The 21,928-nt window shown below is 70.0% G+C and carries 20 protein-coding genes; 11 read left to right on the forward strand and 9 right to left on the reverse strand.

The window, feature by feature from the left end; genetic code table 11:
- Positions 1-2: 2 nt before the first annotated feature.
- Positions 3-1,037 carry an N-acetyl-gamma-glutamyl-phosphate reductase gene (gene argC / locus ACKOB8_RS06295; RefSeq protein ID WP_526376363.1) on the reverse strand — a complete coding sequence of 345 codons (1,035 nt, stop codon included), beginning with the start codon at positions 1,035-1,037 and terminating at the stop codon, positions 3-5.
- 95 nt (positions 1,038-1,132) lie between these two features.
- On the opposite strand from argC, the gene ACKOB8_RS06300 reads away from it, so the two are divergent.
- On the forward strand, positions 1,133-2,527 hold the full coding sequence (locus ACKOB8_RS06300) for an HNH endonuclease signature motif containing protein (RefSeq protein WP_526376364.1): 1,395 nt from the start codon (positions 1,133-1,135) through the stop codon (positions 2,525-2,527).
- 31 nt (positions 2,528-2,558) lie between these two features.
- On the opposite strand, the gene pheT is transcribed toward ACKOB8_RS06300, so the two are convergent.
- Together pheT and pheS are read right to left on the reverse strand one after the other, a co-directional pair.
- Positions 2,559-5,081 (reverse strand): phenylalanine--tRNA ligase subunit beta, encoded by a 2,523-nt coding sequence (pheT, locus tag ACKOB8_RS06305; protein WP_526376365.1) that lies wholly within the window; start codon positions 5,079-5,081, stop codon positions 2,559-2,561.
- Positions 5,081-6,124: a phenylalanine--tRNA ligase subunit alpha gene (gene pheS / locus ACKOB8_RS06310; RefSeq protein ID WP_526376366.1), complete on the reverse strand. Its 1,044-nt coding sequence runs from the start codon at positions 6,122-6,124 to the stop codon at positions 5,081-5,083. The genes pheT and pheS overlap by 1 nt, the downstream gene beginning before the upstream one ends.
- A 130-nt stretch (positions 6,125-6,254) precedes the next feature.
- Between pheS and ACKOB8_RS06315 the strand changes: the two genes are divergently transcribed.
- Complete coding sequence (locus ACKOB8_RS06315; RefSeq protein WP_526376367.1) at positions 6,255-7,835, forward strand: FMN-binding glutamate synthase family protein; 1,581 nt, start codon at positions 6,255-6,257, stop codon at positions 7,833-7,835.
- 13 nt (positions 7,836-7,848) lie between these two features.
- On the opposite strand, the gene ACKOB8_RS06320 is transcribed toward ACKOB8_RS06315, so the two are convergent.
- From ACKOB8_RS06320 to infC, 5 genes are read right to left on the reverse strand one after another with little or no spacing between them, the layout of a single operon-like run.
- Positions 7,849-8,760 carry an adenylate/guanylate cyclase domain-containing protein gene (locus tag ACKOB8_RS06320; RefSeq protein ID WP_526376368.1) on the reverse strand — a complete coding sequence of 304 codons (912 nt, stop codon included), beginning with the start codon at positions 8,758-8,760 and terminating at the stop codon, positions 7,849-7,851.
- A 17-nt stretch (positions 8,761-8,777) separates the two neighbouring features.
- Positions 8,778-9,566, reverse strand: a complete 789-nt coding sequence (locus ACKOB8_RS06325; protein WP_526376382.1) for a TrmH family RNA methyltransferase — start codon at positions 9,564-9,566, stop codon at positions 8,778-8,780.
- The gene (gene rplT / locus ACKOB8_RS06330; protein WP_526376369.1) at positions 9,563-9,952 is read right to left on the reverse strand and encodes a 50S ribosomal protein L20; all 390 of its coding nucleotides are present in this window, start codon (positions 9,950-9,952) and stop codon (positions 9,563-9,565) included. Before rplT ends, ACKOB8_RS06325 begins: the two co-directional genes overlap by 4 nt.
- Positions 9,953-9,986: 34 nt before the next feature.
- A complete protein-coding gene (gene rpmI / locus ACKOB8_RS06335) occupies positions 9,987-10,181 on the reverse strand; it encodes a 50S ribosomal protein L35 (RefSeq protein ID WP_526376370.1) in 195 nt (64 codons plus the stop codon).
- Between the two features lie 53 nt (positions 10,182-10,234).
- The gene (infC, locus tag ACKOB8_RS06340; protein WP_526376383.1) at positions 10,235-10,819 is read right to left on the reverse strand and encodes a translation initiation factor IF-3; all 585 of its coding nucleotides are present in this window, start codon (positions 10,817-10,819) and stop codon (positions 10,235-10,237) included.
- 287 nt (positions 10,820-11,106) lie between these two features.
- Between infC and ACKOB8_RS06345 the strand changes: the two genes are divergently transcribed.
- Together ACKOB8_RS06345 and lysX are read left to right on the forward strand one after the other, a co-directional pair.
- Complete coding sequence (locus ACKOB8_RS06345; RefSeq protein ID WP_526376371.1) at positions 11,107-11,442, forward strand: DUF1844 domain-containing protein; 336 nt, start codon at positions 11,107-11,109, stop codon at positions 11,440-11,442.
- A 39-nt stretch (positions 11,443-11,481) separates the two neighbouring features.
- Positions 11,482-14,772, forward strand: a complete 3,291-nt coding sequence (gene lysX, locus ACKOB8_RS06350; protein WP_526376372.1) for a bifunctional lysylphosphatidylglycerol synthetase/lysine--tRNA ligase LysX — start codon at positions 11,482-11,484, stop codon at positions 14,770-14,772.
- Positions 14,773-14,889: 117 nt separating this feature from the next.
- On the opposite strand, the gene uvrA is transcribed toward lysX, so the two are convergent.
- Positions 14,890-17,787 (reverse strand): excinuclease ABC subunit UvrA, encoded by a 2,898-nt coding sequence (gene uvrA, locus ACKOB8_RS06355; RefSeq protein WP_526376373.1) that lies wholly within the window; start codon positions 17,785-17,787, stop codon positions 14,890-14,892.
- 46 nt (positions 17,788-17,833) lie between these two features.
- Between uvrA and ACKOB8_RS06360 the strand changes: the two genes are divergently transcribed.
- The 7 genes from ACKOB8_RS06360 to ACKOB8_RS06390 all read left to right on the forward strand — a co-directional run.
- Entirely contained in the window at positions 17,834-18,511 is a 678-nt protein-coding gene (locus ACKOB8_RS06360; RefSeq protein ID WP_526376374.1) for an MBL fold metallo-hydrolase, read from the forward strand.
- A 111-nt stretch (positions 18,512-18,622) separates the two neighbouring features.
- Positions 18,623-19,051: a hypothetical protein gene (locus ACKOB8_RS06365; RefSeq protein WP_526376375.1), complete on the forward strand. Its 429-nt coding sequence runs from the start codon at positions 18,623-18,625 to the stop codon at positions 19,049-19,051.
- A gap of 109 nt (positions 19,052-19,160) precedes the next feature.
- Positions 19,161-19,391, forward strand: a complete 231-nt coding sequence (locus ACKOB8_RS06370; RefSeq protein WP_526376376.1) for a hypothetical protein — start codon at positions 19,161-19,163, stop codon at positions 19,389-19,391.
- The gene (locus tag ACKOB8_RS06375) at positions 19,381-19,629 is read left to right on the forward strand and encodes a hypothetical protein (RefSeq protein ID WP_526376377.1); all 249 of its coding nucleotides are present in this window, start codon (positions 19,381-19,383) and stop codon (positions 19,627-19,629) included. The genes ACKOB8_RS06370 and ACKOB8_RS06375 overlap by 11 nt, the downstream gene beginning before the upstream one ends.
- Before the next feature lie 9 nt (positions 19,630-19,638).
- Positions 19,639-20,058 carry an ArsR/SmtB family transcription factor gene (locus ACKOB8_RS06380; protein WP_526376378.1) on the forward strand — a complete coding sequence of 140 codons (420 nt, stop codon included), beginning with the start codon at positions 19,639-19,641 and terminating at the stop codon, positions 20,056-20,058.
- A complete protein-coding gene (locus ACKOB8_RS06385; RefSeq protein ID WP_526376379.1) occupies positions 20,055-21,074 on the forward strand; it encodes a cation diffusion facilitator family transporter in 1,020 nt (339 codons plus the stop codon). Before ACKOB8_RS06380 ends, ACKOB8_RS06385 begins: the two co-directional genes overlap by 4 nt.
- Positions 21,075-21,165: 91 nt before the next feature.
- On the forward strand, positions 21,166-21,928 hold a 763-nt coding region (locus ACKOB8_RS06390; RefSeq protein WP_526376380.1), incomplete at its 3' end, for a hypothetical protein.

Genomic DNA, 21,928 nt, shown 5'->3' on the forward strand with positions numbered 1-21,928 from the left:
GGTCACGGCGCGATCCCCACGACCGGCAGGCCCTCGGTCTCCGGCCAGTCCAGCGCCAGGTTCATCGACTGCACCGCCGCGCCGGCGGTCCCCTTCACCAGGTTGTCGATCGCGCACAGGGCGACGAGCACCGAGGCGTCGGTATCCACCGCCACGGCAACCTGCGCGGCGTTACTGCCGGTGACCGAACCGGTGCGGGGCAGCTGACCCTCGGGCAGCAGGTGCACGAACGGCTCTGCCGCATAGGCCTTTTCGTAGGCTTCGACGATCTGGGCCGTCGATGCGGCGGTGGGCGCGGAACAGGTGGCCAGGATGCCCCGGGCCGTCGGGATCAGCACCGGCGTGAAGGACACCGTCACCGCACGGTCGGTGACCGCGCGCAGGCCCTGGGCGATCTCCGGGGTGTGCCGGTGCACCCCGGCGATGTTGTAGGCCCGGGCCGAGCCGATCACCTCCGAGGCCAGCAGGTCGACCTTGGCCGCGCGGCCCGCCCCCGAGGTCCCGCTCACCGCAACGACGGTCACCGCGGGTTCGACCAGGCCGGCCGCGACCGCAGGAACCAGGGCCAGCAGAGCGGCGGTCGGGTAGCACCCGGGAACGGCGATCCGGCGCGCTCCGCGCAGCCCGTCGCGGGCGCCGGGCAGCTCGGGCAATCCGTAGGGCCAGCTGCCGGCGTGCGGTGAGCCGTAGAAGCGCTGCCAGTCCCCGGCGTCGGTGAGCCGGAAGTCGGCCCCGCAGTCGATCACCACCGTCTCGGGCGCCAGTTGCGCGGCGAGCTCCGCCGAGTGCCCGTGTGGCAGGGCCAGGAATACCACGTCGTGGCCGGCCAGCGTCTCGGCATCAGTCGGCTCGAGAACCCGCTGCGCCAGCGGCATCAGGTGCGGGTGGTGATCGGCCAGCGGGGTGCCGGCGCTCGCGGCGGCGGTCAGCGCTCCGATCCGCAGCCGCCCGTCCGCGCAGCCCGGATGGCCCAGCAGGATTCGCAGGATCTCCCCGCCGGCGTACCCGCTGGCGCCTGCCACCGCCACAGTTGTCACTCCGACAGTCTGAATGATTATACGTTTTGATGCAAATTCATGCCCTCTCCGCCGAGCGGCGGTTTTTGTCGGATACTCGAACTAGTGTTCGATTCATGGAGCACGGCACACGCGAAGCCACGGCGGTCAGGACCGCTCTCGACGAGCTCGACGCCGCCTGGGACAAGCTGGTCTCCCTGCCGGTCCACGCCCTGTCCGCCCCGGAGGCCCTGGCCGCGCTCGGGAGGCTGGAAATCCATCGGCGCCGCCAGCCCGCCGCCGAACACGCGCTGGTCACCCAAGTGCAGTCGCAGGCCACCGCGAAGGAGATGGGGGCCTCATCCTGGCGAGCCGTGTTGGCGAACCGGCTGGGGATCAGCGGGGTCGATGCCCGCCGCCGAATCGCCGAGGCCGCGGCGCTCGGCGGGCGTCGCGCGGTCAGCGGCGAGCCGCTGGAACCCGAGCTGGCGACCACCGCCGCGGCGCAGGCACGCGGCGAGATCGGAGCAGACCACGTCGCGGTGATCCGGGACTTCATGTCCCAGTTGCCGGCCGAGATCGACCTCGGCACCCGGGACGCGGCCGAATCCCAGCTGGCGCAGGTCGCCGGCGGGCTGACCCCGGAAGGACTGCGCAGAGTCGCCCGGCGGTTGATGGGATACCTCGACCAGGACGGCGCGCTCGACGACGAACGGGAGCACGCCCGCAAGCGCGGCATCACCATCGGCCACCAGGGACTCGACGGGATGAGCCGCATCTCCGGGTGGCTCGATCCGGCACTGCGCGCGACCCTCGACGCGATCCTCGCCAAGCTCGGCGCCCCGGGGTTCTGCAACCCCGGCGATGCCGATCCGTGCGTCGACGGCACCCCCACACAGGACCAGATCTCCGGTGATACCCGTTCGGCGGCGCAACGCACGCACGATGCCCTTCAGACCGTGTGCCGCGCGATGCTGGCATCCGGGAAGCTCGGTCAGCACAACGGACTGCCGGTCACGGTGGTAGCCACTGCGACCCTGGCCGACCTCTCGGCGGCTACCGGGTTCGCCCACACCGGCGGGGGGACACAGCTGCCGATCCCGACGCTGATCCGGATGGCCGCCGACGCCCACCCGTACCTGGCGCTGTTCCACAGTCCGCGCGAGATCCAGCTCTACTACGGGCGCGCCCGGCGCACCGCCAGCCCCGGTCAGCGTCTCGTCCTGCACGCCCTGGAACGGGGATGCACCAAACCGGACTGCACCGCCCCGCCAGACCGGTGCCAGGTTCATCACGCCGTCCGCGACTGGCGGCACGGCGGCCGCACCGACATCGACCAGCTCACCTTGGCCTGCGGGTGTGACAACCGGCTGGTCGATGGCACCCCGACGGGGTGGACCACACGAAAACACAGGCGCGACAACCGAACCGAATGGATACCACCGCGCCATCTGGACCGCCGGCAGAGCCGGGTCAACCTTTATTTCCACCCGGAGAAAGTGCTCTACCCCGAGGAGGACGACCCCGGGTAGCGGCCTACGACGTCGCGGCCGTGCAGTGGCGCTAACCCCGCAGGTGCGCACCCAGCCGGTCTGCCGCCCGGGCCAGCGCCGAGTCGCGTGCCGCGCTGGCCTCGTCCTCGGTCAGGGTGCGCTCAGCCGCGCGGAATCGCAGGGCCAGCGTGACCGACTTTCGGCCCGCACCCACCTGGGGCCCCTCGTAGACGTCGAACAGTGCGACGTCCTCGAGCAGCGGTCCGGCGCCCTCGCGCACCGCGTCGACGACGGCCTGGGCGGGCACGTCGGCGGCGACCACCAGGCTGAGGTCCTGGAAGACCGCCGGGAACGGCGACACCCGGGGCGCCGGGAGACCCGTCGGCGCGCCGAGGGCGTCGAGATCGAGTTCGACCGCGCAGCTGCCGGCGGGCAGGCCGCAGCGCTCGACGGCGGCCGGGTGCAACTGCCCGGCATGGCCGACCACCCGTCCGTCGACGAGCACCTCCGCGCATCGCCCGGGGTGCCACGGCAGGTGCCGTGCGGCCCGCAGCGTGACGTCCACCCCGGCGGCGCGGGCGATCGTCCGCGCCGCCTCGAACGCGTCGGCGGCCTCAACGGGCCGGCCCGGCCCCCACGGGCCGCGCGGCTCCCGGAGTCCGGCCAGCACCGCCGCGACGTGCACCGGCTGCTCGGGCAGCGCCGCGTCGAGGGCGGCGACCTCCTCGTCGGTCGGCCGGCGGTCGGTGGGGATCAGCGGGATCGGCCGGGTGTTCGCGGTCGGTCGCACCACCTGCGCGATCGAGAACAGCGCCACATCGGCGAAGCCGCGGGAGACGTTGCGCGCCAGGGCTTCCAGCAGGGCCGGCAGCAGGGTGGTGGCCAGCTGCGGGCGGTCGGCCTCCAACGGGTTGAGCACCGACGCGGTGGCGCGGCGGGCATCGTCGGCATCCAGGCCCCACTGGTCGAACACCCCGGCCGGAAGGAACGGCGTGGGCAGCACCTCCACGAAACCGGCCAGCGCCAGCGAGGCCGAGACCGCCCGCCGGCGGCGCTGGGCCAGGGTCAGACCGCGCCCGGCCGGGGCGGCCGGCAGCACCGAGGGGATCGCATCCAGACCCTCCAGTCGCAGCACCTCCTCGACGAGGTCGGCGGGCGCGACCAGATCCGGCCGCCAGCTCGGCGGGGTGACCGCCAGGACCGGGCTGCCGGGCTCGGCGGCGACCCGCGCGCCGATCTGGGTGAGCCGGCGCACCACCGCGCCGTCGGGATAGATCACACCGGCGGTGCGGTCGGGCAGCCCGACGTCCATCCGCACCGGCGGCGGGCGGAAGTCATCACGGGGCGGGTCGCCGCGCCAGTCGGTAAGCAGCGGTTCGACGGTTCCCCCGGCGATCCCGGCCAGCAGCGTGGCGCACCGGTCGATCGCCGCCACCGAGATCGCGGGGTCGACGCAGCGCTCGTAGCGCCGGCCCGCCTCACTGACCAGATGCAATCTGCGCAGGGTTCGCGAAACCGCGGCGGGATCCCACACCGCCGCCTCGAGCAGCACGTCGGTGGTGGCGGCGTCGATCTCGGTGGTGCCGGCGCCCATCACCCCGCCGATCGCGGCCACCGCGGAGTCGTCGGCGATCAGCACATCACCCGGGTCGAGGCGGCGCTCGACGTCGTCGAGGGTGACCACGGTCTCCCCCGGCGCGGCGAACCGCACGGTAAAGCCGCCGTGGATGCGGCTGCGGTCGTGGGCGTGCATGGGATGGCCGAACTCGAGCATGACGTAGTTGGTGACGTCGACCGCCGGGGAGATCGGCCGGATCCCCGACAGCATCAGCCGCCGCCGCAGCCACCACGGGGAGACGGCGTCGGGGTCGATGCCGGTCACCGGACGCAGCGCGAAGCGACTGACCCCGGTGCCGGGGGCGATCGTCACCGCAAGGGCCGGCCCGTCGGCGGGCAGTGCGGGCACGATCGACGGATCGGATACGGGGTCGGCGAAGTTCAGGTCATAGGCGCAGGCGATCTCCCGGGCGATGCCGCGCACCGACATGCAGTAGCCGCGATCGGGGGTGATGGCCAGGTCGAACACCACGTCGTCGAGGCCGAGCACCTCTGCCGCGGGCTCACCCGGGTGCGCCGTGCCCTCGGGCAGCACCAGGATCCCGGAGTGGTCGCGGGCCGCGCCGGAGCCCAGGCCCAGTTCGGCGGCCGAGCAGATCATGCCGTCGGAGACCCGGCCGTAGGTCGTCCGCGACGCGATCTGGAAGTCACCCGGCAGCGTCGCCCCGGGCAGCGCGGCCACCACAAGATCGCCGACGGCGAAATTCGTTGCGCCGCAGACGATGCCGCGGTCCTTTCCGGCCCCCTCCCCGACGTCGACCAGGCAGGCCCGGATGGGCTTCTTGAACTCGGTGAGCTCGTCGATCGCCGTGACCCGCCCGATCACCAGCGGGCCGCTGACCGGACCGAGCGGGATGACGTCCTCGACCTCGTGGCCGATCCGGATGAGCGCCTGCTCCAGGTCGTGCGGCTCGACATCCCACCCGGGGGCGCCGAGTTGCACGACCTCGCGCAGCCAGCTGTAGGGCAGCCGCATCAGAGTCCGGCCCCGAACGGCAGCGAGAAGCGCACGTCACCTTCGACCATGTCACGCATGTCGGGGATGCCGTTGCGGAACTGCAGGGTGCGTTCCAAACCCATGCCGAAGGCGAATCCCGAGTGCTCCTGCGGGTCGATCCCGGCCGCCCGCAGCACGTTGGGGTTGACCATCCCGCATCCGCCCCATTCGACCCACCCGGGCCCGCCCTTCTTGTCGGGAAACCAGATGTCGACCTCCGCCGAAGGCTCGGTGAACGGAAAGAAATGCGGACGCATCCGGACCCGCGCGTCCCCGCCGAACTGCGAACGGGCAAAGGCGTCCAGGGTGCCGCGCAGGTGCGCCATGGTCAGCCCCCGGTCCACCGCGAGGCCCTCGACCTGATGGAACACCGGGGTATGGGTGGCGTCCAACTCATCGGCCCGGAACGTGCGGCCGATCGAGACGATGTAGACCGGCAGGTCGCGCTCGAGCAGGGTGCGGACCTGCACCGGCGAGGTGTGCGTCCGCAGCAGCTGCCGGCAGCCCTCCGGGGCGAGGTGGAAGGTGTCCTGCTCGCTGCGCGCCGGATGGTCGGGCGGGAAGTTCAGCGCGTCGAAGTTGAACTGCTCGCTTTCCACCTCGGGCCCCTCGGCCAGTTCCCAGCCCATCGCGAGGAAGGTGTCGGCGACGCGCTCGGCCAGGATCGTGATCGGATGGCGGGCGCCGAGCGGCTGGCGCGTCGACGGCAGCGTGACATCCACGGTTTCGGCGACCAGGGCGGCCGCGTCACGCTCGGCGCGCAGCACCGCCAGGCGGGTGTCGTAGGCCTGCTGGGCCTCCGCCCGCGCCACATTCACCCGCTTTCCGGCGTCGGCGCGGTCGCCGGGGTTCAGGTGGCCCAGCGCCTGGCGGGCCAGCGCCAGCGGCGCGCGGTCGCCGAGGTGTTCGGTCTTGGCCCGGGCGAGGGACTCCAGATCGCCGGCCGCCGCGAAGGCCCCCTGGGCGGCCCGGACCGCCTCGGCGAGTGCCTCCTGCGACACTTCGACGGGTTGACCACCCACGCGGCGCGACTCTCCTTAGCTGGCCCGGGCGCGGCACGCGTGCGGGGCAAGTGCCGACCCGCAGATCATAGGTGATGCCAGAATGCTCACGAGGTCATCGGCCGTCGGGTCGTCGAGGCAGGGGAGGTACATGATGAGGACCCTCATGGTGGTCGGCGTGTGGCTCTCGGCGCTCGCGTTCACGCTGCTGGCTGTCCGCTTCGACGCACTCTGGTGGATCCCCGCCGCGCTGCTGGGCGCACTGGCCGCACTGGGCACCTGGAATCTGCTGCAGACCGGGCATTCGATTCTGCGCGCCTTCCCGATCCTCGGCCACGCCCGCTTTCTGGCCGAGTTGGTGCGCCCGGAGATCCGCCAGTACTTCGTCGAGTCCAACACCGAGGGCGCCCCGTTCGACCGTGAGACCCGCGACACCGTGTACCGCCGCGCCAAGGGCACCAAGGGCGATGAACCGTTCGGCACCGAGCGTGACGTCAACGCGGTCGGTCACGAGTTCCTGCGGCACTCGTTGCGCGCCCGGCTGGCGACTGACCTGAGTCCCCGGGTGCGCCTGGGCGGGCCGGACTGCACCCAGCCCTACGACATCTCGGTGCTGAACGTGTCGGCGATGAGCTTCGGGGCCCTGTCCGCCAATGCCATCGAGGCGCTCAACGGCGGCGCTTCTATCGGTGGGTTCGCCCACGACACCGGCGAGGGCGGCATCAGTCCCTACCACCTCGCCCGCGGCGGCGACCTGATCTGGGAGATCGGGTCGGGGTATTTCGGCTGCCGCGACGCCGACGGCCGGTTCGACGGCGCGCTGTTCGAGGAGAAGTCCGCGCTGCCGACGGTCAAGGCCGTGTCGATCAAACTGTCCCAGGGCGCCAAACCCGGCCTGGGCGGGGTGCTGCCGGGGGCGAAGGTGACCGAGGAGATCGCCGCCACCCGCGGGGTGCCGGTGGGCAAGACGGTCGTCTCCCCGCCCGCACACACCGCGTTTCACACCCCGCTGGAACTCACCCAGTTCATCGCGACACTGCGCAGCCTGTCCGGCGGCAAGCCGGTCGGCTTCAAGCTGTGCATGGGATCGCGGACCGAGTTTCTCGGCATCTGCAAGGCGATGCTGCAGACCGGGATCACTCCGGACTTCATCATCGTCGACGGCTCGGAGGGCGGCACCGGTGCGGCCCCGCAGGAGTTCGAGGACCACGTCGGAATGCCGCTCACCGAGGGCCTGATGCTGGCGCACAACTGCCTGGTCGGTACCGGCCTGCGCCCGCATGTCAGGATCGGCGCCTCGGGCAAGATCGCCACCGGGGTGGACATCGTCAACCGCGTCATCCAGGGCGCCGACTTCACCCTCTCGGCCCGCGCGATGATGTTCGCCATCGGCTGCATTCAGGCGATGAAGTGCAACACCAATCGGTGCCCGACCGGGGTCGCCACCCAGGACCGCGGCCTGATGCGCGCGCTGCACGTGCCCGACAAGGTCGAGCGGGTGGCCAACTTCCACCGGGGCACGGTGGCCAGCGCCGCGCAACTCGTGGCCTCGATGGGGCTGGAGGGTTTCGACGAACTGGACCCGTCCATGCTCAATCGCCGGGTCGACTATCACCGCACCCGAACCTACGCCGAGATCTACGAGTGGCTGATGCCCGGCGAACTGCTCGACAACCCGCCGGAGTCGTGGCGGTCGGACTGGGTCGAGGCCTCCGCCGAGGAGTTCCGCTGAGTCGTCGGCCGGGCTACTCCGACTCCGACTCCGACTCCGACTCCGACTCCGACTCCGCCTCCGACTCGGCCTCGACGGGTTCGGCTTCGGGCTGATCGGACTCCTTCGACGGGTCCGGCCGGGGGCTGACGCGATACATCACCAGCTCGGGCGGCACGCCGGCCTGCCGTGGTGCGAACATCTGGCGACGGATCTGCCGCACCGTCGCGTCCAGGGACTGCAACTGTGCCTCGGAGATCGCAGCGAGCGTCGTCTCCGAGACGACCACCCCGCCACGGGTCGCACGCTCCATCACCCGGGCCGCGATGTTGACGTCGACGCCGAACCAGTCGGATCCCACACGCTGCGCATGGCCGGTGTGAATGCCGGCCCGGATCCGCGGCGTGTAGCCGTCGACCTCGACGGTCGTCACGGCCTGCGTGGCCGCGAGGGTGGTGCGCACGGCAGCCGCCGCGTCGGAGAAGGCGATCATCGCGCCGTCCCCCATCCGCTTGACGATCTGGCCCCCGCCCTCCAGAAGCGGCGGCTCGGTGACCTGAGCGACCTGGCGCAGCAGTTGCAGGGTGGCCTCGTCACCGGCCCGCAGCGCCCAGTCGGAAAACCCCACCAGATCGGTGAACACCAGGGTGATCTCGGCGTCGGTGGACCGTCCGCGCCGACGGTCGTTGAACGCCTGCCACACCTGCAGCGCCGCCAGGCTCAACTCCCGGGTCGCCGCGTTGCGCTGCGGGATGATCCGGTCGGCGGCGCGGGCGGCGGCCGGCGCGGTACCCTCGCCGGCTGCCGAGAGCGGGTCGCCGAAGTCGGGATCACCGGGCAGCCGCCGGCGGAGCTGGCGGATCAGCCCGACGATGCTGGGATTGGCGTTGGAGTTCAGCAGCCAGGATGTCACCCCGCGCCGATGATCGACCGGCTCGACATCCACAGCTGCCAGCCTATCGGCTAGCCGATCCGCTGAGCGCGCGCGCTCAGGTAGAGGCAGATCGCCGCGGCCGCCGACACGTTGATGCTCTCAGCACCGCCGGACATCGGAATCGTCACCCGGTGGTCGGCGGCAGCGGCCAGCCCGCCGGGCAGACCGTGGGATTCGGAGCCGAAGATCCACGCCGTCGGCCGGGTCAGCAGCGAACCTGCGTCGTCGAGGCTGAGCTCGCCCTGCGGCGTCGTCGCCAGCACGCTCAGACCCGCCGCGCGCAACCGCTCCAGCAGTTCGCCGGGCAGGTCGGGTTCGGTCACCACCGGCACCGAGAAGATGCTGCCGGCCGAGGACCGCAGGCTCTTGCCGTTGTAGGGATCCACGCTGTGGCCCGCGAATACCACCGCGTCAGCGCCCATCGCGTGCGCCGTTCTGATCAACGTTCCGGCGTTGCCCGGCTCGGACAGCGCGACGGCGACGACCACGAGCCGGGGTTTCCCGCCCAGCACATCGTCGAGACGGGTATCCGGAACACGGCAGACGGCGACCAGACCCGAGGGCGTGACCGTTTCGGACAGCGCCCTGGCCGCTGCGTCGGTCACGGCGTGAACGGGCAGTCCCGCGCAGAGGGCACCGTGGCGTTCGGCGGCTGCCGGGGTGGCGAAGACCTGCTCGACCAGCCCGCGGTGGACGGCAGCCTCGACGAGATTGATGCCCTCGGCCAGAAAGCGGTCAGACCGCTTGCGCCCCGCGGGCCGCAGCAGTTTGACCGCGGCAGCCACCCGGGTGGATCGCGGTGTGAGCGGAGCGGTCAGGCGGCCTCACCGGACGGCGCGTTGACGTCGGCCGGCAGCGCGGCCCGGGCGACGTCGACCAGCGCGGTGAACGCCGCCGGGTCGCTGACCGCGATCTCGGCGAGGTTTTTACGGTCGACTTCCACGCCCGCCGCCTTCAGGCCCTGGATGAACCGGTTGTAGGTGATGTCGTTGGCGCGGGCCGCTGCGTTGATCCGGGAGATCCACAGCTTGCGGAAGTCGCCCTTGCGGGCGCGACGGTCGCGGTAGGCATAGTTCATCGAGTGCAGCTGCTGCTCTTTGGCTTTGCGATAGAGCCGAGAGCGCTGGCCGCGGTAGCCCTTGGACGCCTTGAGGACGGTTCGCCGCTTCTTCTGGGCATTGACTGCGCGCTTCACGCGGGCCATGGGTTTTCCTCTTCTCGTTCGTGTCGGGTACGCGTCAGCCGTTCAGCAGCGCGTTGACCCGCTTGGTGTCGCTGGCGGAAACGGCCGTGCGGCCGGACAGGCGACGGGTCCTCGTCGAGGCCTTGTGCTCGAGCAGGTGGCGCTTGTTGGCCTTCTGCCGGACGATCTTGCCGGTTCCGGTGCGGCGAAAGCGCTTGCTCGCCCCGCTGTGGGTTTTTGCCTTGGGCATGTGTCCTCGGTTCTGTTCGTTCTGTGCTTGGTTACTGCTTGGTTACTGCTCGGTTACTGCTCGGCGGGCTCGGGCGCCGGGGTGGCCGGTCCACTCGCCTGCTCGGCCGCCCTGGCACGGGTCTTGGCACCCCGGTGCGGGGCCAGCACCATCGTCATGTTGCGGCCGTCCTGCTTGGCCGAGGTCTCGACGAAGCCGTAATCGGCGACATCGGCACCGAGCCGCTGCAGCAGCCGGTACCCGAGCTCGGGGCGGGACTGCTCGCGTCCCCGGAACATGATCGTCACCTTGACCTTCGACCCGGCTTCCAGGAACCGGATCACGTGACCCTTCTTGGTCTCGTAGTCGTGGTCGTCGATCTTCGGCCGGAGTTTTTGCTCCTTGACGACGGTTTGCTGCTGGTTTCTGCGAGACTCGCGCGCCTTTTGTGCCGCCTCGTACTTGTACTTGCCGTAGTCCATGATCTTGCAGACCGGAGGCCTGGCATTGGGCGCTACTTCGACGAGGTCGAGATCGGCATCCGCGGCGACGCGGAGAGCGTCTTCGATGCGCACTATGCCTACCTGCTCACCTGCTGGTCCGATCAAACGGACCTCGGGTACGCGGATGCGCTCGTTGACGCGGGTCTCAGTGCTGATGGGCCCTCCCTGGGTCGATCCGGTTCGCTCCTGCCGACTGTCGCCGACGCGCTCGGGACAGCCCGCGGATCCGCCCCCACCAACCAAAAGGCCCTGCGCGAAGCAGGGCCCGGTGCCGACCGGCCACGGCATGTTGCCGCCCGCGGACGCCGCGGACGGGCACTGGTTTCAGTGCCCGCGACCGGACCGCTGAGCCTGCGAAAACAGTCGCGGCCGGCGGTGGGAGTGGGACTCCACTTACTGTCCCGGGTTTCGCCGGGACGGTCGTGGATGTCAGTCTAGCAGGCATGACGGACGAATCCGGCATCCGCGAGCTGGCCGACATCCCGGCCGTGGAGGTCATCATCCGCGCCGCGGTGATGCTGATGAGCGCCGCAGCGGAGAAACTCGGGCTGGCCTCGGAGGATCCCGATACCAGCGGGCATCGCGACCTCGACGAGGCGCGCCGCCTGATCACCGCGCTGGCCGGGCTGACCAAAGCCTCCGCGGAGTACCTGGGGCCGCACGCCGGTCCGGTACGCGACGGCCTGCGCGCACTGCAACTGGCTTTCCGCGAAGCCAGCGCATTCCCCGACGAGCCGGGGCGCGGCCCCGGCGAAACCTTCACCGGCCCGGTTCGGTAAACCGCGCCCCGCCGGATTTCCCGAATATCCTGGCGCTCGATGACGATCACGACGCCGATCACCACGACCCGGCACCGCACCCGGCTGCACTGGGTGCCCGCGGCAGCGGGCTGGATCCTGGGCGTGATCGCCACCGCAGCACTGCTGTCGAGTGTGTCGCCGCTGATCCGCCATCTCACCAGCGTGCCCCGGCAGTTCATCGACGACTATCTGTTCAACTTCCCCGACACCAGCTTCGCCTGGGCGTTCGCGCTGGCGGTGATGGCGGGCGCACTGGCTGCGCGCAAGCGGATCGCCTGGTGGGTGCTCGTCGCCATCCTGGCGGTGGCGGTGGGCTTCGACGTCGTCTCGTTGACCGAAGAAGCCGGCACGCGATTCGAGCGCGTGGGCGAGTACCTCGGACTCGGCTTCCACATCGCCGCGATCGCGGTGCTGATCCTGGCCCGCGGGGAGTTCTGGGCGCGGGTACGTCGCGGCGCGCTGCTCAAAGCCGCCGCAGTGCTGGTCGCCGGCAACGTGGTCGGCATCCTGCTCAGCTGGGGCCTGCTGCAGCTGTTCCCCGGGTCCCTGGAGCCCGGCTACCGGCTGGCCTACGCGGTCAACCGGGTCAGCGGTTTCGCGACCGCGACCTCCAACCTGTTCGCCGGTCGCCCGCCGACCATCCTCAACGCACTGTTCGGCTTGTTCGGTGCGCTGGCGCTGATGGCGGCGGCGGTCGTGCTGTTCCAGTCCCAGCGCGCGGACAACGCGCTGACCGGTGAGGACGAACTGGCGATCCGCGCCCTGCTGAACACCTACGGCAAGAACGACTCGCTGGGCTACTTCGCGACCCGGCGCGACAAGTCGGTCATCTTCGCGCCCAACGGCCGGGCCGCGATCACCTACCGCGTCGAGGTGGGCGTCTGTCTGGCCAGCGGCGACCCGGTCGGCGACCCGCGCGCATGGCCGCAGGCCATCGCCGCCTGGCTGGCGCTGTGCGAAGCCTACGGATGGGCGCCGGGAGTGATGGGTGCCAGCGCGACCGCCGCGCAGGCCTTCAATGCCGCCGGCCTCAGTGCGCTGCAACTCGGCGACGAGGCGATCCTCTACCCGGACCGGTTCCGGTTGTCCGGGCCGGAGATGAAACCCGTTCGCCAGGCGGTGACGCGGGCCCGCCGCACCGGGGTCACCGTCCGATTGCGCCGGCACCGTGAACTGTCGGCAGCGGAGATGGCCGAGGTGATCCGGCGCGCCGACGCATGGCGGGACACCGAGACCGAGCGGGGGTTCTCGATGGCGCTGGGCCGGCTCGGCGACAGTGCCGACGGCGACTGCCTGCTGGTCGAAGCGCTCGACGGCACCGACGGTCCGGTCGTCGGGATGCTGTCGTTCGTTCCCTGGGGCGGAAACGGGCTCTCACTGGACCTGATGCGACGATCGCCGCAATCCCCCAACGGCACGGTCGAGTTGATGGTCAGTGACGTGCTGCAGCGCGCGGACACCATCGGCGTGAGCCGGGTATCGCTGAACTTCGCGATGTTCCGCTCCGCATTCGAGCAGGGATCCCAGTTGGGCGCCGGTCCGGTGGCGCGGCTGTGGCGGGCCCTGCTGGTGTTCTTCTCACGCTGGTGGCAGCTGGAGACGCTGTACCGGTCCAACATGAAATACCAGCCGGAGTGGGTGCCGCGCTATGCGTGCTACGAGGACGCCCGGCTCATCCCGCGGGTCGGAGTCGCCTCGGTGATCGCCGAAGGCTTCCTGGTGCTGCCGTTCTCCCGCCGCGGCAAGCAGCACACCGGCCAGCACTCCGCGGTGCCGCACAGCATGCGTGACGCGGCTGCGCCAGCCGACGAGACGTCCGCGCCGGCCGAGGCGGCCGGCGACGAGGACCGCCTGCCCGAGCAGGTCAGGGTCCGGATGGCGAAACTGAAGACTCTGCGCGACGACGGGATCGACCCCTACCCGGTCGGTCAGCCACCGACGCACACGGTGGCCGAGGCGTTGGCCGCCGCCGACGACGCGACCATCAGCGTCGCCGGCCGGGTCATCCGCATGCGCGACTACGGCGGCATTTCGTTCGCCCAGCTGCGGGACTGGTCCGGGGATGTGCAGCTGCTGGTCGACAAGTCCCGACTCGACGAATCGGCACCCGATTTCGCCGGACTCGACCTCGGTGACCTCATCGAGGTCAGCGGACAGATGGGCTACAGCAAGAACGGCACCCGCTCGGTGCTGGTCCGGCAGTGGCGCCTGCTCGGCAAGTGCTTGCGGCCGCTGCCCGACAAGTGGAAGGGCCTCACCGACCCGGAGGCCCGGGTCCGGGCGCGCTATGTCGACCTGGCCATCAGCCCGGCGGCGCGCACGCTGATCTCAGCGCGCAGCGCGATCCTGCGCTCGATCCGGGAGACGCTGTACGCCAAGGGCTTTGTCGAAGTCGAGACACCCATCCTGCAGCAGATCCACGGGGGCGCGAACGCACGGCCGTTCCGCACCCACATCAACGCCTACGATCTGGAGCTGTACCTGCGGATCGCCCCGGAGCTCTACCTCAAGCGGCTGTGTGTCGGCGGAGTGGAACGCGTCTTCGAACTGGGGCGGGCATTCCGCAACGAAGGCGTCGACTTCAGCCACAATCCGGAGTTCACCCTGCTGGAGGCTTACCAGGCGCACGCCGACTACCGGACGTGGATCGACGGATGCCGCGAGTTGATCCAGAATGCGGCCGTAGCCGCCAACGGGTCGATGGTGGTGATGCGCCCGACCGGATCGGAGGACGACCCCGGGCTGGAACCCGTCGACATCTCCGGCACCTGGGCGGTGAAAACGGTCCACGCCGCGGTGTCCGAGGCGCTGGGCGAACACATCGATCCCGATACCGAACTGACCGCGCTGCGGCAGCTCTGCGACCGCGCCGGCATTCCGTATCTCACGCACTGGGATGCCGGTGCGGTCGTGCTCGAGCTCTACGAGCATCTCGTCGAGGACCGCACCGAGAGCCCGACCTTTTACATCGATTTTCCGGCGTCGGTGTCGCCGCTGACCAGGCCGCACCGCAGCATCCCGGGTCTGGCCGAGCGCTGGGATCTGGTGGCCTGGGGTATGGAGTTGGGCACCGCCTACAGCGAGCTGACCGACCCGGTCGAGCAGCGACGCCGGCTGCAGCAGCAGTCCACCCTGGCCGCCGGCGGCGATCCGGAGGCGATGGAACTCGACGAGGACTTCCTTCAGGCGATGGAGTACGCCATGCCCCCGACCGGCGGGCTGGGTGTCGGGGTCGACCGCGTGGTGATGCTGCTGACCGGGCGCAGCATCCGCGAGACGCTGCCCTTCCCGTTGGCCAAGCCGCGCTAGGCGCGGGCGAGCAGTTCGTAGCCGACGCCCGGAGCCCGGTACGTCGGCTCCGCGCGCTTGTCGCAGGTGATGGGCGGCAGCCGATGCTCGCGTGCGGCCGCGCCCACGGGGCCGTCGTCAGGCGCTGGCCCGACGGCGCCGCACCGCCCGCTTGGGTGCCGGCATCTCGAGGAGCCTGGCCAGGAACATCCCCGTATAGCTGGCGGGTTGCGCCGCGACGTCCTCGGGCGGGCCTTCGGCGACCACCGTGCCCCCACCCGCACCGCCTTCGGGACCCATGTCGATGATCCAGTCCGCGGTCTTGATGACATCGAGGTTGTGTTCGATCACGATCACCGAGTTGCCCTTGTCGACCAATCCGTTGATCACCTTGAGCAGCTTGCGGATGTCCTCGAAGTGCAACCCGGTGGTGGGTTCGTCGAGGATGTACACGGTGCGGCCGGTGGAGCGCTTCTGCAACTCGGCAGCGAGCTTGACCCGCTGGGCCTCACCGCCGGACAGCGTCGGCGCGGGCTGACCCAGCCGCACATAGCCCAGGCCGACGTCGACCAGTGTCTTGAGATAGCGGTGGATGCCGCTGATCGCCTCGAAGAACTCGCAGGCGTCCTCGATGGACATGTCGAGCACCTCGGAGATGGTCTTGCCCTTGTAGTGCACCTCGAGGGTCTCGCGGTTGTAGCGGGCGCCCTGGCACACCTCGCAGGGGACGTAGACGTCGGGCAGGAAGTTCATCTCGATTTTGATCGTGCCGTCGCCCGAGCACGCCTCGCAGCGGCCGCCCTTGACGTTGAACGAGAAGCGGCCGGGTTTGTAACCACGCACCTTGGCCTCGGTGGTGGCCGCGAACAGGGTGCGGATCTTGTCGAAGACTCCGGTGTAGGTGGCCGGGTTGGACCGCGGGGTGCGCCCGATCGGCGACTGGTCCACGCGGACGAGTTTGTCGACGCGGTCCAGGCCCGTGACCCGGGTGTGGCGACCGGGCACCATGCGGGCGCCGTTGAGCCGGTTGGCCAGCACGCTGGCCAGGATGTCGTTGACCAGGGTCGACTTACCCGATCCGGACACCCCGGTGACGGCAGTGAGCACGCCGAGCGGGAAGGCCACGTCGATGTCGCGCAGGTTGTGTTCGCGGGCGCCCACCACGGTGAGTTGACGCTTGCGGTCGACCGGACGGCGAATCGCCGGGGTCTCGATGCTCTGCTTGCCGGCAAGGTAGGCGCCGGTGATCGAGTTCGGGTTGCGCAGCAGCTCGTCGTAGGGACCGCTGTGCACAACCCGCCCGCCGTGTTCGCCGGCGGCGGGACCGATGTCGACGATCCAGTCGGCGTGCGCGATGGTGTCCTGGTCGTGTTCGACGACGATCAGCGTATTGCCGAGATCCCTTAAGCGGGTGAGGGTTTCGATGAGCCTGCGGTTGTCCCGCTGGTGCAGGCCGATCGAGGGTTCGTCGAGGACGTAGAGCACGCCGACCAGTCCCGACCCGATCTGGGTGGCCAGCCTGATGCGCTGCGCCTCGCCGCCGGAGAGCGTGCCCGCGGCCCGGCCGAGGGACAGGTAATCCAGGCCGACGTCGAGCAGGAAGCCCAGCCGGGACTGCACCTCTTTGAGCACCTGCCCGGCGATGGCCTGTTCGCGCGGACCGAGGGTCAGTTCGCGCAGGAATTCCGAGCAGTCGGCGATGGACAGCTCGCACACCTGCGCGATCGACTTCGCGCCGAGCGCACCGGCAGCCAGCGTGACGGCCAGGATCTCGGGTTTGAGCCGGGTGCCGTCACACTCCGGGCAGGGCACGTCGCGCATGAAACCCTCGTAGCGTTCCTTCATCAGCTCCGAGTCGGTCTGCTCCATCCGCCGCTGCAGGAACGCCATCACGCCCTCGAACTCCGCCCAGTAGGAACGGGTGCGGCCGTAGCGGTTGCGGTAGCGCACGTGCACCTGCTCGTCGCAGCCCTCCAGGATCGCCCGGCGCGCCTTGATGGGGAGCTTGCGCCACGGGGTGTCGATGTCGAAGTCCATCGCCTCGCCCAGACCGGCCAGCATGCGGGTGAAGTAGTCCGCGCTGTGGCCCATGGCCCAGGGGGCCACAGCCCCCTCTGCCAGGGTGAGCTCGGGGTCGGGCACGACGAGCTCGGGGTCGACTTCCTTGCGGATGCCCAGCCCGCTGCACTCCGGACAGGCGCCGTAGGGCGAGTTGAACGAGAACGACCGCGGCTCGAGGTCGTCCACCGCCAGCGGATGCCCGCCCGGGCAGGCCAGCTTCTCGCTGAAACGCTGCTCGCGATGCGGGTCGTGTTCGTCGCGGTCGACGAAATCCAGCACCACGATCCCCTCGGCGAGACCGAGTGCGGTCTCCACCGAGTCGGTCAGCCGCTGCTTGGCGCTCGCCTTGACCGTCAGCCGGTCGACGACCACCTCGATGTCGTGCTTCTCCTGCTTCTTCAGCGTGGGCGGCTCGGTCAGCGGGTGCACCACGCCGTCCACCCGGACCCGGCTGTAGCCCTGGGTGTTGAGCTTGTCGAACAGGTCGACGAACTCGCCCTTGCGGGTGCGCACCACCGGCGCGAGCACCTGGAACTTGGTGCCCTCGGGCATGGCCAGCACCTGGTCGACGATCTGCTGCGGGGTCTGCCGGGCGATCCGCTGCCCGCACACCGGGCAGTGCGGGGTGCCGGCGCGGGCGTAGAGCAGGCGCAGGTAGTCGTAGACCTCGGTGATGGTGCCGACCGTGGAACGCGGGTTGCGGTTGGTGGACTTCTGGTCGATCGAGACCGCCGGGGAGAGCCCCTCGATGAAGTCGACGTCGGGCTTGTCCATCTGGCCGAGGAACTGCCGGGCGTAGGCCGAGAGCGACTCGACGTAGCGGCGCTGACCCTCGGCGAAAATGGTGTCGAAGGCCAGCGAGGATTTGCCCGATCCGGACAGGCCGGTGAACACGATCAGACTGTCCCGGGGCAGGTCGAGGTCGATGCTGCGGAGGTTGTGTTCGCGCGCGCCCTTGACGATCAACCGGTCCACGCGCCCATGCTATGTGCGGGTCCTGACGGCCACTAACCTGGGCGGTATGACCCACGTCGCCGACACCTACACCGGACATGTCGAGTCCCAGACCGCCGCCCGGCGCACCCTGCCGGGGGTGAGCATCATCAAGATGTCGGTCGGCCCGATGGACAACAACGCCTACCTGGTGACCTGCGCGGCGACCGGCGAGTCGCTGCTGATCGACGCCGCCAACGACCCCGAACTGCTGGTGAAACTGGTGGGAGAGCACGCCCCGAAACTGGCGATGGTCGTGACCACCCACCAGCACTACGACCACTGGCAGGCCCTGGCGGCGGTCGCCGAGGCCACCGGGGCGCCGACGGCCGCGCACGAACTGGACGCCGAACCGCTGCCGGTCCCCCCGGACCGGTTGCTGGCCGGCGGCGATGTCGTCACCGTCGGCGACCTGGTCTTCGACGTGATCCACCTGCGTGGTCACACCCCCGGATCGGTCGCGCTCGCGCTGCGGCCCGACCGTGACCGCACCGCGGTGCAGTTGTTCACCGGTGACTGTCTGTTCCCGGGTGGTGTCGGCAAGACGTGGGAACCCGGAGCGTTCGAGGAACTTCTGGGCGATGTCACCGGCAGGATCTTCGAGGTCTATGGCGACGACACTGCGGTCTACCCCGGCCACGGGGACGACACCACGCTGGGGGCCGAGCGTCCGCACCTGGCGGAGTGGCGCGAACGGGGTTGGTGACACCGCCCGCTACGGAACGCTCCTTGTACATTTACCGTCCACACGCAGGAGACCGTCCACACGCAGGATCTCCGTCCACACGCAGGATCTCCGTCAACCCGCGGGAGCAGCATGAAACACACGATCTTCGCCCTCGCCGCTGGCGCGGCCGCCGCATTCCTTGCCGTCGCCGCCGGCTGCAGCGCGAACCCTTCGACCAAGGTTCCCACCGGGGCCGACTTGCGGGGCACATGGATTCAGGCGGGTGACGGCTACGAGCAGGGAGTCCGGGTCACCCCGGAGAACAAGGGGTTCGAGGCGACTGTGGTCATCGCGGAGGCCGACGGTCAGGGCTTCACCGGGTACAAAGAGCACACCGACCCGGGCGAACCGCCGCAGAAGGAGGTGCTGCACGGCGTCGTCGGGCTCGACGGCGAGATCCTCATCACCGACGAGGACGGCTTCTTCACGGGCAAACTCGTCGACGGCAAGATCCGGGGACAGTACGCGGAGACCGGCAAAGACGCCGCAGCCATCAACGTCGAGCTCTCCCGGCAGTAGCGGCGACGGATGCGGGGGTCGAGCGCCCGCAGCCAGGAGCTTCGGCTCTTGGCGCGATCCGGATTCGAAGCGAGGCTGTATGCACTGCCGAAGGAGAGGAGCAGGGCCCGTGAAGCGCGACATCCTCAAATTTCTGTCCGGATTGTTCGCCGGGTTCGCGATCGAACACGCGGTAATCGCGATGTATGTGGTGGCCGGCGTTTTTGGCCTGCCCCGGTTCATGGGCAGACAGTGGCCGGATTGGTCGCCGTGGCTGGGCGCTGCCCTCTACGGGGCCGTCAGCATCTGGCTGGGTTACCTCGGCTGGCGCAGGAATGCGACCGCACACCATGAAGCGTGACGCGTACAAGTTCCTGTCGGGATCAGCGGCGGCCCTCGCCTACGCCCACGGTGCGTACGCGGTGGCCGCATCCAAGGGGATCATGAACGAGCCCGAGCTCTTCGGGCGCAAATTCGGAGTCACGTTCGCGTGGGTCGAGGTCGTCATCTACGCGGCCCTCAGTGCCGCCCTGGCCTACCGGGGGTGGCGGGCCGAGAGCGCGCCGGGCGAGTCGACCGGTCGACCCCGGGTGGTCTAGTATCTGCGTATGAACGCAGATAGCGGAGCTTGTCTCCGCCGGCTCCCCGACGACCAGGTCGACCTCGTCGTCGAGGTTTTCCGGATGCTCGCCGACGCCACCCGGGTGCAGATCCTGTGGGCACTGGTCGCCCGCGAACTCTCCGTCGGCGACCTCGCGGACCACATCGGGAAACCCGCGCCGAGCGTGTCCCAGCACCTGGCCAAACTGCGCATGGCCCGGCTGGTCCGCACCCGCCGCGACGGCACCACCATCTACTACAGCCTGGACAACGACCACGTCCGCCAACTCGTCACCGACGCGGTGTTCAATGCCGAGCACGCCGGACCCGGCGTGCCGGGGCATCACCGCGACACCGCCGAGTTGCGACAGCCGCATGTCGAACCCGCCGGTGGAAGGCAGTCACGGCACGAGGGCAGCCGGGCGTGACACACACCTCGAATCCGGTCGACGACCAGCACGAGTCCGGACACGCGCATCCCCCGCACGAACACCACCACTCCCACGGGGTGACCGCGGCACTCCGAGAGCTCTTCGTGCCGCACAGCCACGATGCGGCCGACAGCATCGACAGTGCGCTGGAATCCCATGCCGCCGGCATCCGGGCGGTGAAGATCAGCCTGCTGGTGCTCGCCGCGACGGCCGCGGCCCAGATGGTGATCGTCTCCTTCTCGGGTTCGGTCGCGCTGCTGGCCGACACCGTCCACAACGTCGCCGATGCGCTGACCGCCGTACCCCTGTGGGTCGCGTTCGCCGTGGGCGCCAAGCCCGCCACCCGCCGCTATACCTATGGATTCGGGCGCGCCGAGGACGTGGCCGGCCTGTTCGTGGTCCTGATGATCGCGCTGTCCGCCGTCGTCGCCGGAGTCGAATCCGTGCGCCGGTTGAGTGACCCCGTCCCGGTCAGCCATGTCGGCTGGGTGGCGGCCGCCGGACTGCTGGGCTTCATCGGCAATGAACTGGTGGCCGTCTACCGCATCCGGGTGGGCCGCCGCATCGGCTCGGCCGCCCTCGTCGCCGACGGGTTGCACGCCCGCACCGACGGCTTCACCTCGCTGGCCGTACTGCTGGGCGCCGGCGGAGTCGCCCTGGGTTTCCCGCTGGCCGATCCGATCGTGGGCCTGATCATCACCGTCGCCATCCTCGGCGTGCTGCGGTCCGCCGCCCGGGACATCTTCCGTCGCCTGATGGACGGGGTGGACCCGGGACTGGTGGACCTCGCCGAGACGGCCCTGGCTGTCGAGCCCGGAGTCACCGGCGTCCGCAGCGTCCGGATGCGCTGGATCGGGCACCGCCTTCATGCCGAGGCCGAACTCGACATCGATCCCGCCGTTGCGCTCGCCGATGCGCATCGCATCGCCCACGAGGCCGAACACACCCTCACCCACGCGGTGCCGAAGCTGTCCAGCGCTCTGGTGCACGCGTATCCGGCCACCGAACGCTGATCGCGGGGACACCCGACCGGGCGGGCATCAGGGAACTGTGGTTAGGTGCTGAGGGCCATTCCGGCCGTGCGCACCCCCCGGAAGGAACGACATGCAGATCGCACTTCGCTCGCCCCTGGCCGCGGGAACAACCGCGGCGGTCGCGGCAACACTGGTCATCGCCCCGGTCGGCGCCGCGCTCCCAGAACTGCCGGTACTGACGGCGCCGTCGGTCGCCGCCGTCACGCTGGCCGCGTTCAATAGCCCCTTCGGTCAGCTGATCCAGACCGCCGAGCAGTTGCAGAACTACATCTTCGGCGACTACTACTACGGTGCGGACGGCCCCACCTTCGGCGCCGGGGCGGCGAACTGGCCCTACGCCGGCTTCCAGCAGAACGGGGGTGACTATCTCAACTGGCAGCTCACCGTACAAAAACGGCTCGGCAACTACTCCGCCGTCGGCATCATCCCGCAGCGGATCAATGACGCCGAGCCGGTTCAGCAGCAGCTGCTGACCGACCTGTCGGACTACGTGAACGTGGCGCTCACCGGCGCAACGTCGGTCGCCGCGGCGATCGACACCGGCATCTGGACCTTCCCGCCGACCCTGCTCACCGCCGCCCAACTGGCCATCGCCGGCGACATCCCCGGGGCGATCGAGGTGCTGCGCCAGGCCATCGTCACCCCGATCACACAGGCAACCGAGGCGGTGGTGCAGGCGGCCAGCTACATCGTCACGAGTGTGATCACCAAACTGGTCGCCGTCGTCCAGACCATCCCCCAGATCGTGACCACCTTCGTCGCCTACGCCGTGCGGGGCTTGAGCTATCTGGCCCAGCAGTCGGTGCAGCTCGGCACCACCTGGGTCAACCAAC

Origin of the sequence: Mycobacterium sp. (assembly GCF_046091765.1) — a bacterium.
Classification (GTDB): domain Bacteria; phylum Actinomycetota; class Actinomycetes; order Mycobacteriales; family Mycobacteriaceae; genus Mycobacterium.

What these genes read in the sequence shown, in the direction of transcription:
- ACKOB8_RS06300 (WP_526376364.1), top strand. Translation starts at nt 1,133, where the DNA reads ATGGAGCACGGCACACGCGAAGCCACGGCGGTCAGGACCGCTCTCGAC.
- pheT (WP_526376365.1), bottom strand. Translation starts at nt 5,081, where the DNA reads ATGCGGCTGCCCTACAGCTGGCTGCGCGAGGTCGTGCAACTCGGCGCC.
- ACKOB8_RS06315 (WP_526376367.1), top strand. Translation starts at nt 6,255, where the DNA reads ATGATGAGGACCCTCATGGTGGTCGGCGTGTGGCTCTCGGCGCTCGCG.
- rplT (WP_526376369.1), bottom strand. Translation starts at nt 9,952, where the DNA reads ATGGCCCGCGTGAAGCGCGCAGTCAATGCCCAGAAGAAGCGGCGAACC.
- rpmI (WP_526376370.1), bottom strand. Translation starts at nt 10,181, where the DNA reads ATGCCCAAGGCAAAAACCCACAGCGGGGCGAGCAAGCGCTTTCGCCGC.
- ACKOB8_RS06345 (WP_526376371.1), top strand. Translation starts at nt 11,107, where the DNA reads ATGACGGACGAATCCGGCATCCGCGAGCTGGCCGACATCCCGGCCGTG.
- lysX (WP_526376372.1), top strand. Translation starts at nt 11,482, where the DNA reads ATGACGATCACGACGCCGATCACCACGACCCGGCACCGCACCCGGCTG.
- ACKOB8_RS06360 (WP_526376374.1), top strand. Translation starts at nt 17,834, where the DNA reads ATGACCCACGTCGCCGACACCTACACCGGACATGTCGAGTCCCAGACC.
- ACKOB8_RS06365 (WP_526376375.1), top strand. Translation starts at nt 18,623, where the DNA reads ATGAAACACACGATCTTCGCCCTCGCCGCTGGCGCGGCCGCCGCATTC.
- ACKOB8_RS06375 (WP_526376377.1), top strand. Translation starts at nt 19,381, where the DNA reads ATGAAGCGTGACGCGTACAAGTTCCTGTCGGGATCAGCGGCGGCCCTC.
- ACKOB8_RS06380 (WP_526376378.1), top strand. Translation starts at nt 19,639, where the DNA reads ATGAACGCAGATAGCGGAGCTTGTCTCCGCCGGCTCCCCGACGACCAG.